Source organism: Lelliottia sp. EB106-05-01-XG201, from assembly GCF_058791735.1.
Genome location: NZ_JBYTDV010000001.1, coordinates 3,406,215 through 3,421,135 on the forward strand (window position 1 = coordinate 3,406,215; position 14,921 = coordinate 3,421,135).

The window sequence follows — 14,921 nt, forward strand, 5'->3', positions numbered from 1 at the left end:
CCGCCTCCTCCCTCGTATATCAGTACGTGAGCAAATCCTGAGCTCCCTACTACGAGGATGTATGATGAAAAAGTTCATTAAGATCGCATTCGTATCCAGCGCCTTACTCTTCACCGCAGGCTCATTTGCCGCCATGGATTCCGGTTCGGTCATGGTCGGCGGCGCGGCGATGTTCCCGCAAAAAAATATCGTCGAAAATGCCATGAACTCAAAAGATCACACCACCCTGGTCGCCGCCGTTAAAGCTGCCGGTCTGGTGGATACGTTGCAGAGCAAAGGGCCTTTCACCGTCTTTGCCCCGACCGATGCGGCGTTCGCCAAACTGCCTGCCGGAACGGTCGATAACCTGGTGAAACCGGAGAACAAAGCGACGCTCACCAGCATCCTGACCTATCACGTGGTGGCCGGGAATTACGATATGAAAGCCCTGGAAGCGAAAATTAAACAGGGCGGCGGCCACGCGGAGCTCAAAACCGTGAACGGCCAGCCCCTGTGGATCATGAGCAATGGCCCGCACAACATTCAGCTTAAAGACGGTAAAGGCAACGTGGCGAACATCAGCACCTACGACGTCCACCAGAAAAACGGCGTGATTGACGTGATCGACACCGTTCTGATGCCTAAGTAATTGTCTATACTTCGGATGGGAAAATAAGCATCCGGAAAACAGATGGATAATGCGCTGGCAGAACAGCACCTTAGATTAATGCAGGCGGTCGCCACGGGCGATCGCCGCGCATTTGAACAGCTCTACCGACTCACGTCACCGCATCTTTTTGCCGTTGCCCTGCGCATGTTGCGCCAGCACGCCTGGGCGGAAGAGGTGCTGCACGACTGCTTCATCACCGTCTGGAGCAAGGCCGACGCTTATGATCCTGCCCTCAGCTCCCCCATGACCTGGCTGACCCATATTGTCCGTAACCGCTGCATTGACTGGCTCCGGGGTGGGCAAGCCCGCGCGGCCAGCCGTGAAGAGGAGTACACCGACTTACTCCAGGTTGCCGACGGCGACGATCGCAATAACTGGCATGATGAAGACCAGGCGGAGCGTTTGCGCCACTGCCTCGGCCATCTTAGCCACGATCAGCGCCAGAGCATTACGCTCGCGTATTATCAGGGGATGTCCCACAGCGATATCGCCGACTGGCTCAAACAGCCGGTTGGCTCGGTCAAAAGCTGGATCCGCCGCGCGATGGAACATCTCCGGGAATGTATAGGCCTATGAACGATAACGAAAAACGCGATGATGCGCTGGCAGCAGAGTACGCCCTCGGTACGCTGCGGGGCAACGCGCGGCTCCGTTTCCAGAAGAGGCTTTTGCATGAACGCGAGTTGGCCGAGCGGGTTGCGCGCTGGGAAACCACGTTCAGTACCCTCGACAGCCATCTGGCCCCGATTCTGCCGCCCGAAAAAGTGTGGAAGAAAATCCTGCTCGACCTCCCGGCGCAAACCCCGGCGCGCCGCACCCGGCCTTATCTCGGCTGGATGGTGGCGGCAGGTTTAGCGGCCATCACGCTGACGACCTGGTATGCCGTGCGTGAACCTGAACTTTCTCCGCTGGTGGTGCTGAACGATGCACAGCAGCAGGGACAATGGCTGGTGAGTGCAGACAGCCAGCGCCAGCAGCTGAGCATCTCCCCGCTGCGCCCTGCCGCGCTGACCACTAATAACAGCCTGCAGCTGTGGCTGATCCCCGCCGGGAAAACGCCGGTGTCGCTGGGCCTGGTCAACAGCCAGGCGCCGACTCAGGTGAGGCTCAACAAACTGACCCTCGCCGCCGACGCCGTGATTGCGATAAGCCTCGAACCGAAAGGCGGATCGCCGACCGGACAACCGACCGGGCCGGTGCTGTTCAGCGGCAAAATCTAGCGCGCCATCGGAAAGATTGCAGGCGAAAAGCGGTGGTTTTCGCCGCCGCTTAATAGCCAATCTGCATGCGTTATATCCTGAGGGCATAAGCAAAGCAGAATTTAGACTTTGAGGATTTTCCCGCCCGGCCTAACGTAGCGATGCCAAAAACAATCACAACACATTTCATTTTCAGGGATCGCTATGACGAAAAAACTGCTGCCGTTACTGGTATTGGCCGTGCTGTCCGCCGCCGCCAACGCCGCTACTCCGCCGAATACGCTGGTTGTCGCTCAGGGGCTGGATGATATCGTGAGCCTCGATCCCGCAGAAGCCAACGAGCTTTCCAGCATCCAGACCGTGCCGAGCCTGTACCAGCGCCTGGTGCAGCCGGACCGCGATAACCCGGCCAAAATCTCTCCGATTCTGGCCGAAAGCTGGGAAGCCAACGCAGCAGCGAAAACCCTGACTATCAAACTCAAGCCGGACGCCAAATTTGCCTCCGGCAATCCGCTGCGCCCGGAAGATGTCATTTTCTCTTACACCCGCGCCATCACCCTCAACAAATCCCCGGCCTTTATTCTCAACGTGCTGGGCTGGGAGCCGGGCAATATCGCCAGCCAGCTGAAAAAAGTGGATGACCACACGCTGGAACTGCGCTGGACCGCTGACGTCAGCCCGGCGGTGGCGCTGAATATTCTCTCCACGCCGATTGCCTCCATCGTCGATGAAAAACTGGTTTCAGCGAATGTGAAAGACAACGACTTCGGTAACGCCTGGCTAAAAATGCACTCGGCGGGCAGCGGCGCGTACAAAATGCGCGTCTATCAGCCGCATCAGGCGATTGTGCTGGAAGCCAACGACAGCGCCCCTGGCGGCGCGCCGAAGCTTAAGAGCATCATTATCAAAAACGTCCCGGACCCGGCCTCTCGTCGCCTGCTGATCCAGCAGGGTGACGCCGACATGGCCCGCGATCTGGGTGCGGACCAAATCAGCGCCCTCGAAGGTAAAGCGGGCGTGAAAGTGCTGAGCATTCCTTCGGCTGAACAGAACTACCTGGTGTTTAACGCCGGAAACAGCGCCAACCCGCTGCTGAACAACCCGGCGTTCTGGGAAGCATCGCGCTGGCTGGTGGATTATGAGGGCATTACCAAAGATCTGCTGAAGGGCCAGTATTTCGTTCATCAGAGCTTCCTGCCGGTCGGTCTGCCGGGCGCGCTGGAAGAGAATCCGTTCAAATTCGATCCGGCCAAAGCGAAAGAGATCCTCGCCAAAGCGGGCATTAAAGACGCGCACTTCACGCTGGACGTGGAGAACAAACCGCCGTTTATCACCATCGCTCAGTCGATGCAGGCGAGCTTCGCCCAGGGCGGCGTGAAGGTCGATCTGCTGCCAGCCGCGGGCAGCCAGGTTTACGCTCGCGTGCGTGCCAAACAACATCAGGCGGCGATTCGCCTGTGGATCCCGGACTACTTTGACGCGCACTCCAACGCCAGCGCCTTTGCGTGGAACGACGGTAAATCCAGCACTGTGGCGGGTCTTAACGGCTGGAAAATCCCGGAGCTGAATAAAGCGACGCTGGCCGCCGTGGCCGAGCCAGACCCGGCCAAACGCCTGGATCTGTACACCAAAATGCAGCAGGAGTTGCAGCACAATTCGCCGTACGTGTTCGTCGACCAGGGCAAAACCCAGATCGTGGTGCGCGATAACGTGAAGGGGTACCAGCAGGGGCTGAACGCCGATATGGTCTGGTACGATAAAGTGACGAAATAATCGCCCTCTTGCCGGGTGGCGCTGCGCTTACCCGGCCTACATTTACGGTTTTGTAGGCCGGGTAAGGCGTAGCCGCCACCCGGCATTGAAGGCCAGCTCAGGAATAACGCTCTCCCCATGCCACATCTATCCACCCACGTGATGCGTGTTTTACAGGGGCTTCTCACCCTGCTGCTCACCCTGTTCGGGCTCCTGCTCGTCACCTTTGCGCTCTCTGCTTTCTCCCCTGTCGATCGCGTCCTGCAGATCGTCGGCGATCACGCCAGCCAGTCGACCTACGATCAGGTCCGCCACCAGCTCGGGCTGGATCAGCCTGTCGCCGTCCAGTTCTGGCACTACCTGCTGAATCTGTTCCACGGCGATCTCGGCACCGCCAGCGCCACCGGGCAACCCGTATTGCAGGATCTGCTGCACGCCTTTCCGGCCACGCTGGAACTCGCCACGCTGGCGCTGATTATCGGCTCCGTACTCGGGGTGATCGCAGGCGTACTCTGCGCACGCTTTGCCGGTTCGCCGCTGGATCTGATCATCCGCACCCTCACCCTGCTGGGTAACTCGGTGCCGATTTTCTGGCTCGGACTGTTAATGCTGGCGCTGTTCTACGCGAAGCTGCAGTGGAGCGCCGGGCCGGGGCGGCTGGATGATATCTGGCAATACACCGTTGAACCGCGCACTGGTTTTGCGCTGATCGACACCTGGCTTTCCGGCGACCGGGAGGCATTTAAAAACGCCGTCAGCCATCTGGTGCTGCCGGTGCTGCTGCTGGCCTACTATTCGCTGGCGAGCATCACCCGTCTGACGCGCTCGGCGTGCCTGAGCGAAATGAACAAAGAGTACATCCTGCTCGCCCGCGCCAAGGGTGCCGGAGAGATGACGATCTTGCTGCGCCACGTGCTGCCGAACATTCGCAGCACGCTACTGACGGTGATCGCCCTGGCCTACACCAGCATGCTCGAAGGGGCGGTGCTGACCGAAACCGTCTTCTCCTGGCCGGGCATTGGCCGCTATCTCACCACCGCGCTGTTTGCAGGCGATACCACCGCCATCATGGGCGGCACGCTGGTGATTGGCGTCTGTTTTGTGCTGATTAATAATCTGACCGACCTGCTTGTGCGGGCCACCGACCCCAGGGTGCGCTGATGCCTTTCTATCTTTTCCTGCGCCGACTGCGCCGCTCTCCCGCTGCGTTCTGCGGGCTTATCGCCATCAGCCTGTTGCTGCTGATCGCCCTGTTTGCCCCGTGGCTCGCCCCGCTCGATCCCAACTGGCAGAACGCCGCGGCACGTTTACAGGCCCCGAACGCCGAACACTGGCTGGGCACCGACAGTTATGGGCGCGACTTACTCTCGCGTCTGATCTACGGCAGCCGCCCCGCCCTTGGGCTGGTGGCATTAGTCACCGTCATTACGCTGCCCGCCGGGCTTGCGATCGGGATTTTATCCGGGTATTACGGCGGCTGGCTGGAGCGCGTGTTGATGCGTTTTACCGACGTGGTGATGTCGATGCCGCGCCTGATCCTCGCCTTTGCCTTTGTCGCCATGCTCGGTCCGGGACTGGTGAACGGCGCGCTGGCCCTGGCGCTCACCACCTGGCCGGCCTATGCGCGCCAGGCCCGAAGTGAAATCCAGCGTCTGCGCCACAGCGATTATCTCGCAGCCGCCGAGATGATGGGCATTCGCGGCGGGCGGCTGTTGCTCGGGCATATTCTGCCGCTCTGTCTGCCGTCAGCCATTGTGCGCCTGGCGCTGGATCTGGCGGGGATTATTCTGGCCGCCGCCGGGCTTGGGTTCCTCGGTCTCGGGGCGCGTCCGCCGATGGCCGAATGGGGCGCGATGATCGCCGACGGCATGCAGGTGATTTTCGATCAGTGGTGGATTGCCGCCATTCCCGGCGGGGCGATTCTGTTCGCCAGCCTGGCCTTTAACCTGCTGGGCGACGGCCTGCGCGACATTCTGGAGCCACAGCATGACTGAACCTCGCGTCATCGTCGATGCGCTGAATATCGACTACCCCGCCGCGCGCGTGGTGAACAACCTGAGCTTTACGCTCGGCAACGAACGGCTGGCGCTGGTGGGCGAATCCGGCTCCGGTAAATCCATGTCCGCCCGTGCGCTAATGGGCCTGGTACGCAAGCCCGGCGCGGTGAGCGCCCGCCAGCTTAATGTGCTGGGCAACGATCTGCTGACGATGAACAACCGCGGCTGGCAACAGCTTCGCGGCAACGGAATTGCGATGGTGCTTCAGGATCCGCGCTATGCACTCAATCCGGTCAACAGCGTTTCCGCGCAGCTCGAGGAGTCGCTTACCCTGCATCAGTCCCTTCCTCGTAAGGAGCGCGTTGAGCGCATCCGCGACATCATCCACGCTGTCGGGCTGGAGCAGAGCGTGCTGACGTGCTATCCCGGCGAACTCTCCGGCGGGATGGGCCAGCGGGTGATGATCGCCATTGCACTGATTAACAATCCGCAGGTGCTGATTGCCGATGAACCCACGTCAGCTCTCGACGCCCGTCTGCGCAACCAAATCCTCGAACTGCTGGTGCAGCAGTGCGAAGAGCGTCAGATGGCGATGTTACTGATTAGCCACGATTTGCCCCTGGTGGCGGAGCATTGCGACCGCGTGCTGGTGATGTATCAGGGCGAAAAAGTTGATGAAATGGCCGCGCGCGATCTGCCGCAGGCCACCCATCCCTACACCCGCACGCTCTGGACCTGTCGCCCGAATGCCAGCACTTACGGGCAGATGTTACCGACGCTGGATCGCAAGGAGTTACAGCATGGCCCTCGTTGAAGTTCGTCAGCTACAGGTGGCATTTGGCGAAAAAACGGCGGTGTCAGCGGCCAGTTTTGCCATCGAGAAAGGGGAAACGTTCAGCCTGATTGGTGAATCCGGCTGCGGGAAATCGACCATTCTGCGCGTGCTGGCCGGGCTGCAGCGTCAGTGGCGCGGCGAGGTAACGCTGCTGGGGGAACAACTTTCCTCCGGGGAGCGATTCACCGGTGCGCTACGGCGCAACGTGCAGATGGTGTTTCAGGATCCGTGGGCGTCCCTGCACCCGAACCATACGATCTCACGCACGCTGAGCGAGCCGCTCAAAATCCACGGCGAAACGCAGATCACGCAGAAAGTGGCCGATGCGTTGCAGCAGGTGGGATTGTCGGCAGACGCGGGCCAGCGCTATCCGCATCAGCTTTCCGGCGGCCAGCGTCAGCGCGTGGCGATAGCCCGCGCGTTGCTGCTGCGTCCGCAGCTGTTGTTGCTCGACGAGCCGACCTCAGCGCTGGATATGTCGGTGCAGGCGGAGATCCTCAACCTGCTCAATCGCCTGAAACAGCAGCACGGGATGACCTATCTGCTGGTGAGCCACGACGCAGACGTGATAGCCCATATGTCGGATCGCGCGGCGTTTATGGCGCACGGGCAGATTCAGCGGGTGTTTGACCGGGAAGCGATGCAACACGGCGAGCACCGGATGGGGTAGGTTTTTTGCAGCATAGGTATCGCTTTTGTAGGCCGGGTAAGGCGCAGCCGCCACCCGGCGGGCCTTTTCTGGAAAGCGCCTCGCAAAACGAAAAGTAACCTCGTGAAACTCAGGGTTAAGACTTTTATTTGCCATTTCTCAGTCGTAAAGTGCGTCCGTTGCGGCACATCCGCAACCGGGCGTAGGAACCCGTTGGCATAAAGCGATTACTTTTGTCGCGACAGCGCATATCCCGTTACTATCACGGTGGCGCTGGCGGAGCAGCCGAAAAGCTGGCCGTTTTCTTTGTGCACGGTATTCCTACCTCCGTCAGCGCTACCCCCCCTGAGCGTAGGAACTCACAGGGTGGTTAATTCATTTATCGCATAAAGAGGATGCCAAATGGCTACTATCCCTACCCTGTCTTACGCGCAATCTGAAGAAAGCGTTATTCAGCAACTCCTTAACGCCCCGCTCCCCCAAAAGGCGGATTTATTCCAGGTGGCCGATCTTTGCGCGACCTTTGTCTGCGTACTGGTCGAGACCGACGACAGCAAAACGCGCGCGGCCCTGTGTGAACGCCTGTTGCAAACGCTCAACCAGCTGCGCGCGCTCTGTGATAAAGACCTTCCGCCGTACCTGATTGAGCAGCTGATAAAAGGTGAGAAGATCAGCTCAAACGTGCCGGACCTGTGGCAGGAAACCGCCACGCTGGTGGACTATGCTCAGGCGCTGGCGCAAGCCGTGCAGGGAGAAACGCTCCCGCCAGGTGTGGCGAAAGAGTTGACGGGACTGCTGCATGATATGGTCTGGTTGCTAGCGGATTTCGTGAAGGAGCCTTATATCACGGCGCACTGAGGCTGCCGTGAGGCCGAAATTCTGCTGAGGATGGCGCAGAATTTCGGCACAAGATCACTTGAGGAGTTTAACCGTCGCCTCGATGTCAATCTCGTCTTCTGTGAAGATCAGCGTCGCCCCCTGGAAGGTGGTGATCGCCAGTTTCTTCATCGAGCGCATTTCGCCCGGTTTGGTCGCGGATTTCGGACGGATATTGCTCAGCAGGGCACCCACTGACAGCACGGCATTTTCTTTATCGATACCGGCATCCGCAGGCACTTCTTCGCTGTACACCAGGAAAGACTTAATCGATGTCAGCTTCAGGCGCTCACCCGCGATATAGATGTATTTGCTTTCCGGCACGACTTTCACCGCATACGCGGACAAGCCTTTGTTGTTGGTCGTCGGTTCAAAAGTGACCGCCGCATCTTTCTTAATCAGCTCAGGATTAGCAACCTTGATCACATGAAAATAGCGGTTATCGCCGTTCTCATCTTTGATAAATCCAAAGCCTTTATCTTTAAACCACGTTGTGATCGTTCCGTTCATCGCCATTACCGCCTGGTTAATCGTTTATCAACTCAAATTTTGCAGCGCGCAGTGTAAATCACAATCCCTGCGCAGACTATGCCTTTGGGTTAAGTCTGGACGATAAATTTGCCAGATGCGAGGTCATCGCCCGGCGGCGCTAACGCTTGCACGGGCCTACAAAGAGACTAACCGTAGGCCGGGTAAGGCGCAGCCGCCACCCGGCATCTCTTTTCTGAAAGCGCCTCGCAAAATGCGAATTAACCTTTAAAAGTAAAAGGTTATAGGGTTTCCAATCCATATAATGGTGACGCATTCCGGGAGAGCTACGGCAGGCGTCATCTATCCTGCCGGGACGCTTAACTTGTAAATCGTACCTTATGGGATACAATAAATGAGTGTTAACCACAGGCTACAATCATGCCGATAGTGAAACACTATATAACGGCTAACGATCGTAATCCTTTTGACGAGTTTCTTCGTAGCATTAAAGACCCTATCGCCAAAGCCATGATTGCGACACGCGTCGCCCGAATGGCAACCGGCAACTACGGAGATTGTAAAGTATGCCGGGATGGCATTTCAGAATTACGTATAACTCAAGGTCCGGGATATCGGGTGTATTTTGGTTATGTCACCGACCCCGCGGATGGCAGCGTAAATCTTGTGTTACTATGCGGAACAAAGAAGAGCCAAAACGCCGATATCAATACCGCTGTGAGCTATCTGAACGACTACAAAATCCGGTAATGAGAGGAAATAATGGCTAAATCCATACTCCATGACGATGCGATGGTACAACTATTAAAAGACGATCCCGCATTCGCTCCCGTTTATCTTCACCAGGCTCTGATCGAAATCGACGAGGAAGGCGGCTATGAGGCATTTATGCTGGCGCTACGACATGTCATCGAAGCCACCGGAGGCATGACTGCCGTCGCGAAACGCGCAGGTGTTTCCCGTGAATCGCTTTACAAATCACTTTCCCCAACCGGAAATCCATCCTTTAAGCGCGTCGCTGCGCTGGCGTCTGCAACGGGCTACCCCATTTCGCGCATCGCCACAGCATCAGCCTGACGACACCACAAATCACGCCGCTCGCGGGAGATGTCTATACTCAACACATCCCCGCAACCGGAGCGCGCCATGCCCCTACCTGACTTCCATGTATCCGACCCTTTCACGCTGGGTATTGAACTCGAACTGCAGGTGGTGAATCCGCCGGGGTACGATCTCAGCCAGGACTCTTCAGCGCTGATTGCCGCGGTCAAAAACGAGATCAAAGCCGGTGAGGTGAAGCACGACATCACCGAGAGCATGCTCGAAATCGCCACTGGCGTGTGTCAGGACATCCACCAGGCGGCAGCGCAGTTTTCGGCGATGCAGCAGGCGATCCTGCGCGCGGCGGCGGATCAGCACATTCAGATCTGCGGCGGCGGTACGCATCCGTTTCAGAAGTGGCAGCGTCAGGAGGTGTGCGACGACGAACGCTACAACCGCACGCTGCAGATGTTCGGCTACCTGATTTTGCAGGCGACGGTCTTCGGCCAGCACGTGCACGTCGGCTGCCGCAACGGAGATGAGGCGATTTATCTTCTGCACGGCCTGTCGCGCTTTGTCCCGCACTTTATCGCCCTCTCCGCCTCGTCGCCCTACATGCAGGGCAGCGATACCCAGTTTGCCTCCTCGCGGCTGAATATTTTCTCGGCGTTCCCGGATAACGGCAAAATGCCGTGGGTGAGCAACTGGCAGGAGTTCGAAGGGCTGTTTCGCCGCCTGAGCTACACCAGCACCATCGACAGCATCAAGGATCTGCACTGGGATATTCGACCGAGCCCGCATTTTGGCACCGTCGAGGTGCGGGTGATGGATACGCCCCTGACCCTCGCGCATGCGATTAACATCGCCGGGCTGATTCAGGCCACCTCGCACTGGCTGCTGACCGAGCGGCCCTACAAGCACCAGCCGCAGGATGCGCTGTTGTACAACTTCAACCGTTTTCAGGCGTGTCGTTATGGGCTGGACGGTCTGCTGACCGACGTCAACACCGGTGAGCAAAAAACCATTGCCGAGGATCTTGCGTGGCTGCTTGAGCGGGTTGCGCCCTCCGCGGAAAAGCTGGGTGCAGAAAGCGCCATTGTGGAAATTGGCCTGATGTTGAAACAGGGCAAAAGCGAGGCGCAGCGCATGCGGGATTTTATCGCCGACGGCGGTTCGCTGACCTCGCTGGTGCAAAAACACTGCGAGCTGTGGACTACTCACCCGTAAGTGAGTGCCCCCACTCGCGCAGACGCTGGAACAACACAAACAGCGCCGGAATAAACACGATGCCGATCACGGTGGCGACCAGCATCCCGCTGAACACCGTGGTCCCGATGATGCGACGGCTCTGCGCCCCCGCACCGGAGGCCAGCATCATCGGCAGGACGCCGATAATAAAGGAGACGGCGGTCATCATTACTGCGCGGAATCGGCGCGAGGCCCCTTCGCGGGCGGCATCGATAATCTCCATTCCCTCGATGCGCCGCGCGCGGGCAAACTCGACGATCAGAATGGCGTTTTTGGCCGCCAGCGCGATGAGCAACACCAGTCCGATCTGCACATACACATCGTTGGCGAAGCCCGCCACCCACAGCCAGACCAGCGCGCCGCCGATGGCAAACAGCACCGAGAGCATCACGCTCGCCGGCAGCGTCCAGCTTTCGTACTGCGCCACGAGGAACAGCCACGCCATCACCACCGCCGCCAGCACGATCCACACCGCCTGGTTGCCCGTCTGCTGCTCCTGATAGGACATGCCGCTCCACGCGTAGTCATATCCGGCAGGCAGATTTTCGCTCAGCAGTTCGCCCATCGCCGCCATCGCCGTGCTGCTGCTTACTCCCGGAGCCGCCGATCCGCTGACCGACACGGACGGGAACTGGTTGTACTGCTGCAAAAACGGCGCGCCGACGGTCGGGGTGATGGTCACCAGATTGCTCAGGCGCACGCGCTCCCCGTTGTTGCTGCGCACGTACAGCTCTGAAATCTGCTCCGCGCGCTCGCGCCACTGCATCTCGTTTTGCATCACCACGTGGTAAACGCGGTTGTTGATGCTGAAATCCCCGGCGCGCGTGCCGCCAAAGGCGGTTTGCAGGCTGCTGAAGATGCGGCTCACGGGCACGTCCAGCCTTGCCGCGCGCTCGCGATCGACCTCAAGCGTCAGCTGTGGCACGTTGCTGCTCCAGGTCGTAAACACGCGGTTAAGCTGCGGATGCTGGTTGGCTTTCGCCAGCACTTCGCGGGTGACGCGCTCCAGCTCCGCCGGGCTTTGCCCCGCCTGTGCCTGAATGCGCAGATCGAAACCGGAGGCGTTGCCGAGGCCCGGTAGCGTCGGCGGCGCGAAGGTCATGATGGTCGCTTCCGGCAGGGCCAAAAGCTGGCGTTGCAGCCCGCCCATCACCTCATCCAGCGGGGGACGCTCGCTCCAGTCTTTCAGCATCACCGAGATAAACCCGCCGTTCGAGGCGCTGGTGCCGTTGAGAATATTAAACCCGGAGACCTGAATCACATCCGCCACCGCCGGATTAGCGGCAATCAGCTCGCGCGCCGTCGTCATCACCGCTTCGGTGCGCTCCAGCGAAGCCGCCTCCGGCAGCTGGACGCTGGCGAAGAAGTAGCCCTGATCTTCCTGCGGCAGGAAGCCTTTCGGCATGGCGGTAAAACTCAGCGCGACCACAGCCGCCGCCCCCACGGTTGCCAGCAATGCCACCAGCGGACGGCGGTTAAAGACGTCGACCAGTTTTGTATAGCCGTTACGCGTGGCGTCCAGCCCACGGTTAAATCCGCGGAAGATCGCCGCCGGGCGACCCACGCGCGGGCGCAGCAACAGGGCGCACAGCGCGGGAGTGAGCGTCAGCGCCACGAGGCTTGAGAGCGTCACGGCGGTGGAAAGTGTGACTGCAAACTGGCGATACAGCTCGCCGACAATTCCCGGCAGCAGCGCCACCGGCACGAACACCGCCAGCAGCACCAGAGTGGTGGCGATCACTGGCCCGGCAATCTGGCGCAGGGCGTTGGCCGTCGCCTCGGTGCGGCTCTGCCCTTCGGCCATCAGGGTTTCGACGCTTTCGACCACGACGATCGCGTCGTCCACCACCATGGTGAGCGCCAGAATGATGGCGAACAGACTCAGGGTATTGGCGGAATAACCCAGCGTGTAGAGCACCGCAAAGGTGCCGATCAACGACACCGGGATCGCCAGCGCCACGATCAGCGTCGCGCGCCAGCTTTGCAGGAACAGCGACACCACCACCACGACGGCAAGCAGCGTCAGGGCCAGCGAGGTGCCGATCTCTTTGATGGTCGCCGCCACGAACTCGGTGGTGTCGAACTTCACTTCCCAGGTCAGGTCCGCCGGGAAGCGGGTGGAGAGCCGCTCAAGCTCACCGCGCACCGCGTCGGCCACACGCAGGGCGTTGGCGGATGGCGTCGGGTAGATCCCTAAATACGCAGAATCGTGACCGTTGAGCTGCGCGCCGGAACTGTAGCTGCGCGAACCCAGCTCGATCGTCGCCACGTCTTTCAGCCGCACCAGTTGGCCCATGTCACCGGCGCGAATAATGATATCGCCGAAAGCTTCGGCCTCGTTGAGACGACCCAGCCCGTTGATCGTGAGCGTTTGCTGTTGTCCGCTGAAGACCGGCGGTGTGCCGACCTGGCCCGCCGCACCCTGCACGTTTTGCTCGCGCAGCGCCTGGGCGACATCGTCCGTGGTCACATTCAGGGCATTCATGCGATCCGGACGCAGCCAGATGCGCATGCTGTAGTCACGTGCGCCAAACAGCTGGACCTGCCCGACGCCCGGCAGACGCGCCAGCGCCTCGCGCATCTGGGTGCTGGCATAGTTGCTGACAAACAGCGGGGAATGCGTGCCCTGCGGTGAGTAAAGACTTACCCCCATCATCAGGTTGGTGGCGCGCTTGCGTACCTGGACGCCATTTTGCTGCGCCTCGGCGGGAAGCTGGGCGACGGCCTGCGCCACGCGGTTTTGCACGTCAATCGCCGCCAGATCCGCGTCGGTGCCAGCGGCAAAGGTGATGTTCAGGCTGTACGCCCCTTCATCGGAGCTGGTGGATTCCATGTAGAGCATGTGGTCCACGCCGTTGAGCTGCGTTTCCAGCGGCGTGGCGATGGCTTCCGCCACGTCACCCGCGCTCGCGCCCGGCCAGCTGGCGCTCACATTCACCACCGGCGGGGTGATCTGCGGGTACTGCTCCACCGGAATCAGCTTCAGGGCGATGGCCCCGAGCATAGTGATCACCAGGGCAATGACCATCGCAAAGCGCGGGCGTTTGATAAACAACGTCAGCATGATGGCTCCTTAATTGAGAATCTGGACAGCCGCACCGGGCTGTAAGCGCGGCGCACCATCGGTGACCACGCGCTCGTTGGCTTTGATGCCGCTTTTTACCGCCAGCATTTGGCCGACCTGACCGCCGAGCGTCAGGGTGCGTTTTTCCGCTTTTCCGTCGTCATTCACCACCCAGGTGAAAAACCCGAAGCCGTTTTGCTGAACCGCCGCGGCCGGGATCACCAGCGCCTCGTGTTCACTCTGCGGACGCAGCCAGAGATTTACATTCCCGCCCGGCAGCAGGCGGTGCTGCGGATTGGCAAACTCGGCGCGCAGCATGACGCTGGCGGTACGGGGATCGATGCGGTTATCCACCGAGACCAGGATGCCGTTTTCCCGCTGTTCCCCGTTCTGAATTTGCGGCAGCCAGGCCTGTTTCAGGGAGGTGATATCCGTATGCAGCCCGGCTTTGGCGGCAAACGCCCGCTCTTCGAGAGCGAAGGCGATACGGATCGGGTCGAGTTGCACCACTTCCACCAGCGTGCCGCTCGCTGGATTCACCACGCTGCCTTCGTGGAAGTTGCTGTGCCCCATGCGGCCCGTGATGGGGGATGTGATGCGGGTAAACCCGAGTGTGACGTTGCGCGCCTCGAGGCGGGCGTTGGCCTGGGCCAGCGCGGCGCGGGCCACGTCGCGTTGCATCTGGGCGTTGTCTACGTCGTTACGGCTGATGGCGTTCCCGGTTTTCAGGCTTTGAAAGCGCGTGAGCTGCTGCTGCGCCTGGCGCAGGGTAGCTTCGGCGCTTTTCACTTCGGCCTCGGCCAGACGCACCGCCGCGCGCGCTTCGGCGTCATCGAGTTCGAACAGCAGGTCGCCCTGTTTGACATATTGCCCGTCGCGGAAATGGATTTTGGCGATGGCCCCTTCCGTGCGCGCCCGCAGTTCTACCGTGTGGATCGCTTCGACGCGGCCTGGGATCTGGCGCTCGGCGGCGTGGGTGGTCTCTTCAATCACGGCGACACGCACCGGAATAGCGGCAGCCATGGCGGTTTGCAGGGTGCAGGAAAGGAGTGCTGCCGCCAGAGCGGTGCGCAGGAAGGTGGATTTCATGGGGGATCCTCGGTGTTTGTGCCCCTCACCCCG

15 protein-coding genes are annotated in these 14,921 nt (G+C 60.0%); 12 read left to right on the forward strand and 3 right to left on the reverse strand.

Annotated features, from left to right (window positions below):
• Window positions 1-64 precede the first annotated feature (64 nt).
• The 9 genes from AC3WS9_RS16020 to AC3WS9_RS16060 all read left to right on the forward strand — a co-directional run bounded on the left by AC3WS9_RS16020 (window position 65) and on the right by AC3WS9_RS16060 (window position 7,939).
• Entirely contained in the window at window positions 65-628 is a 564-nt protein-coding gene (locus tag AC3WS9_RS16020; RefSeq protein ID WP_285146684.1) for a fasciclin domain-containing protein, read from the forward strand.
• Window positions 629-670: 42 nt separating this feature from the next.
• Window positions 671-1,225, forward strand: a complete 555-nt coding sequence (locus tag AC3WS9_RS16025; protein WP_282493845.1) for a sigma-70 family RNA polymerase sigma factor — start codon at window positions 671-673, stop codon at window positions 1,223-1,225.
• Window positions 1,222-1,869 (forward strand): anti-sigma factor, encoded by a 648-nt coding sequence (locus AC3WS9_RS16030; protein ID WP_285158632.1) that lies wholly within the window; start codon window positions 1,222-1,224, stop codon window positions 1,867-1,869. Before AC3WS9_RS16025 ends, AC3WS9_RS16030 begins: the two co-directional genes overlap by 4 nt.
• A gap of 183 nt (window positions 1,870-2,052) precedes the next feature.
• Entirely contained in the window at window positions 2,053-3,621 is a 1,569-nt protein-coding gene (locus AC3WS9_RS16035) for an ABC transporter substrate-binding protein (protein WP_492489280.1), read from the forward strand.
• 117 nt (window positions 3,622-3,738) lie between these two features.
• The gene (locus AC3WS9_RS16040; RefSeq protein WP_285158634.1) at window positions 3,739-4,761 is read left to right on the forward strand and encodes an ABC transporter permease; all 1,023 of its coding nucleotides are present in this window, start codon (window positions 3,739-3,741) and stop codon (window positions 4,759-4,761) included.
• Window positions 4,761-5,594, forward strand: a complete 834-nt coding sequence (locus tag AC3WS9_RS16045) for an ABC transporter permease (RefSeq protein ID WP_282493849.1) — start codon at window positions 4,761-4,763, stop codon at window positions 5,592-5,594. Before AC3WS9_RS16040 ends, AC3WS9_RS16045 begins: the two co-directional genes overlap by 1 nt.
• Window positions 5,587-6,411, forward strand: coding sequence for an ABC transporter ATP-binding protein (locus AC3WS9_RS16050; protein ID WP_492489283.1), 825 nt, complete (start codon window positions 5,587-5,589; stop codon window positions 6,409-6,411). The genes AC3WS9_RS16045 and AC3WS9_RS16050 overlap by 8 nt, the downstream gene beginning before the upstream one ends.
• Window positions 6,398-7,102 (forward strand): ABC transporter ATP-binding protein, encoded by a 705-nt coding sequence (locus AC3WS9_RS16055; protein ID WP_492489285.1) that lies wholly within the window; start codon window positions 6,398-6,400, stop codon window positions 7,100-7,102. The genes AC3WS9_RS16050 and AC3WS9_RS16055 overlap by 14 nt, the downstream gene beginning before the upstream one ends.
• Before the next feature lie 381 nt (window positions 7,103-7,483).
• Window positions 7,484-7,939: a hypothetical protein gene (locus tag AC3WS9_RS16060; protein WP_282493852.1), complete on the forward strand. Its 456-nt coding sequence runs from the start codon at window positions 7,484-7,486 to the stop codon at window positions 7,937-7,939.
• A gap of 54 nt (window positions 7,940-7,993) precedes the next feature.
• Here the strand turns inward: AC3WS9_RS16060 and AC3WS9_RS16065 are convergent, their stop codons facing one another.
• Window positions 7,994-8,473, reverse strand: coding sequence for a cold-shock protein (locus tag AC3WS9_RS16065; protein WP_282493853.1), 480 nt, complete (start codon window positions 8,471-8,473; stop codon window positions 7,994-7,996).
• Window positions 8,474-8,866: 393 nt separating this feature from the next.
• Between AC3WS9_RS16065 and AC3WS9_RS16070 the strand changes: the two genes are divergently transcribed.
• From AC3WS9_RS16070 to AC3WS9_RS16080, 3 genes are all read left to right on the forward strand, one after another.
• The gene (locus AC3WS9_RS16070; RefSeq protein ID WP_492489288.1) at window positions 8,867-9,196 is read left to right on the forward strand and encodes a type II toxin-antitoxin system RelE/ParE family toxin; all 330 of its coding nucleotides are present in this window, start codon (window positions 8,867-8,869) and stop codon (window positions 9,194-9,196) included.
• A gap of 12 nt (window positions 9,197-9,208) precedes the next feature.
• Entirely contained in the window at window positions 9,209-9,523 is a 315-nt protein-coding gene (locus AC3WS9_RS16075) for a helix-turn-helix domain-containing transcriptional regulator (RefSeq protein ID WP_492489290.1), read from the forward strand.
• Between the two features lie 69 nt (window positions 9,524-9,592).
• A complete protein-coding gene (locus AC3WS9_RS16080) occupies window positions 9,593-10,714 on the forward strand; it encodes a YbdK family carboxylate-amine ligase (RefSeq protein WP_492489292.1) in 1,122 nt (373 codons plus the stop codon).
• Here the strand turns inward: AC3WS9_RS16080 and AC3WS9_RS16085 are convergent.
• Both AC3WS9_RS16085 and AC3WS9_RS16090 read right to left on the reverse strand, forming a co-directional pair.
• Window positions 10,701-13,799 carry an efflux RND transporter permease subunit gene (locus AC3WS9_RS16085; protein ID WP_492489294.1) on the reverse strand — a complete coding sequence of 1,033 codons (3,099 nt, stop codon included), beginning with the start codon at window positions 13,797-13,799 and terminating at the stop codon, window positions 10,701-10,703. The two genes, AC3WS9_RS16080 and AC3WS9_RS16085, sit on opposite strands and share 14 nt — an antisense overlap.
• A gap of 9 nt (window positions 13,800-13,808) precedes the next feature.
• Window positions 13,809-14,888: an efflux RND transporter periplasmic adaptor subunit gene (locus AC3WS9_RS16090; protein ID WP_492489296.1), complete on the reverse strand. Its 1,080-nt coding sequence runs from the start codon at window positions 14,886-14,888 to the stop codon at window positions 13,809-13,811.
• Window positions 14,889-14,921 lie beyond the last annotated feature (33 nt).

Excerpts from the sequence above, each read along its gene's own strand:
- AC3WS9_RS16020 (WP_285146684.1), top strand. The coding sequence starts at position 65 with ATGAAAAAGTTCATTAAGATCGCATTCGTATCCAGCGCCTTACTCTTC.
- AC3WS9_RS16025 (WP_282493845.1), top strand. The coding sequence starts at position 671 with ATGGATAATGCGCTGGCAGAACAGCACCTTAGATTAATGCAGGCGGTC.
- AC3WS9_RS16030 (WP_285158632.1), top strand. The coding sequence starts at position 1,222 with ATGAACGATAACGAAAAACGCGATGATGCGCTGGCAGCAGAGTACGCC.
- AC3WS9_RS16035 (WP_492489280.1), top strand. The coding sequence starts at position 2,053 with ATGACGAAAAAACTGCTGCCGTTACTGGTATTGGCCGTGCTGTCCGCC.
- AC3WS9_RS16040 (WP_285158634.1), top strand. The coding sequence starts at position 3,739 with ATGCCACATCTATCCACCCACGTGATGCGTGTTTTACAGGGGCTTCTC.
- AC3WS9_RS16045 (WP_282493849.1), top strand. The coding sequence starts at position 4,761 with ATGCCTTTCTATCTTTTCCTGCGCCGACTGCGCCGCTCTCCCGCTGCG.
- AC3WS9_RS16050 (WP_492489283.1), top strand. The coding sequence starts at position 5,587 with ATGACTGAACCTCGCGTCATCGTCGATGCGCTGAATATCGACTACCCC.
- AC3WS9_RS16055 (WP_492489285.1), top strand. The coding sequence starts at position 6,398 with ATGGCCCTCGTTGAAGTTCGTCAGCTACAGGTGGCATTTGGCGAAAAA.
- AC3WS9_RS16060 (WP_282493852.1), top strand. The coding sequence starts at position 7,484 with ATGGCTACTATCCCTACCCTGTCTTACGCGCAATCTGAAGAAAGCGTT.
- AC3WS9_RS16065 (WP_282493853.1), bottom strand. The coding sequence starts at position 8,473 with ATGGCGATGAACGGAACGATCACAACGTGGTTTAAAGATAAAGGCTTT.
- AC3WS9_RS16070 (WP_492489288.1), top strand. The coding sequence starts at position 8,867 with ATGCCGATAGTGAAACACTATATAACGGCTAACGATCGTAATCCTTTT.
- AC3WS9_RS16075 (WP_492489290.1), top strand. The coding sequence starts at position 9,209 with ATGGCTAAATCCATACTCCATGACGATGCGATGGTACAACTATTAAAA.
- AC3WS9_RS16080 (WP_492489292.1), top strand. The coding sequence starts at position 9,593 with ATGCCCCTACCTGACTTCCATGTATCCGACCCTTTCACGCTGGGTATT.
- AC3WS9_RS16085 (WP_492489294.1), bottom strand. The coding sequence starts at position 13,799 with ATGCTGACGTTGTTTATCAAACGCCCGCGCTTTGCGATGGTCATTGCC.
- AC3WS9_RS16090 (WP_492489296.1), bottom strand. The coding sequence starts at position 14,888 with ATGAAATCCACCTTCCTGCGCACCGCTCTGGCGGCAGCACTCCTTTCC.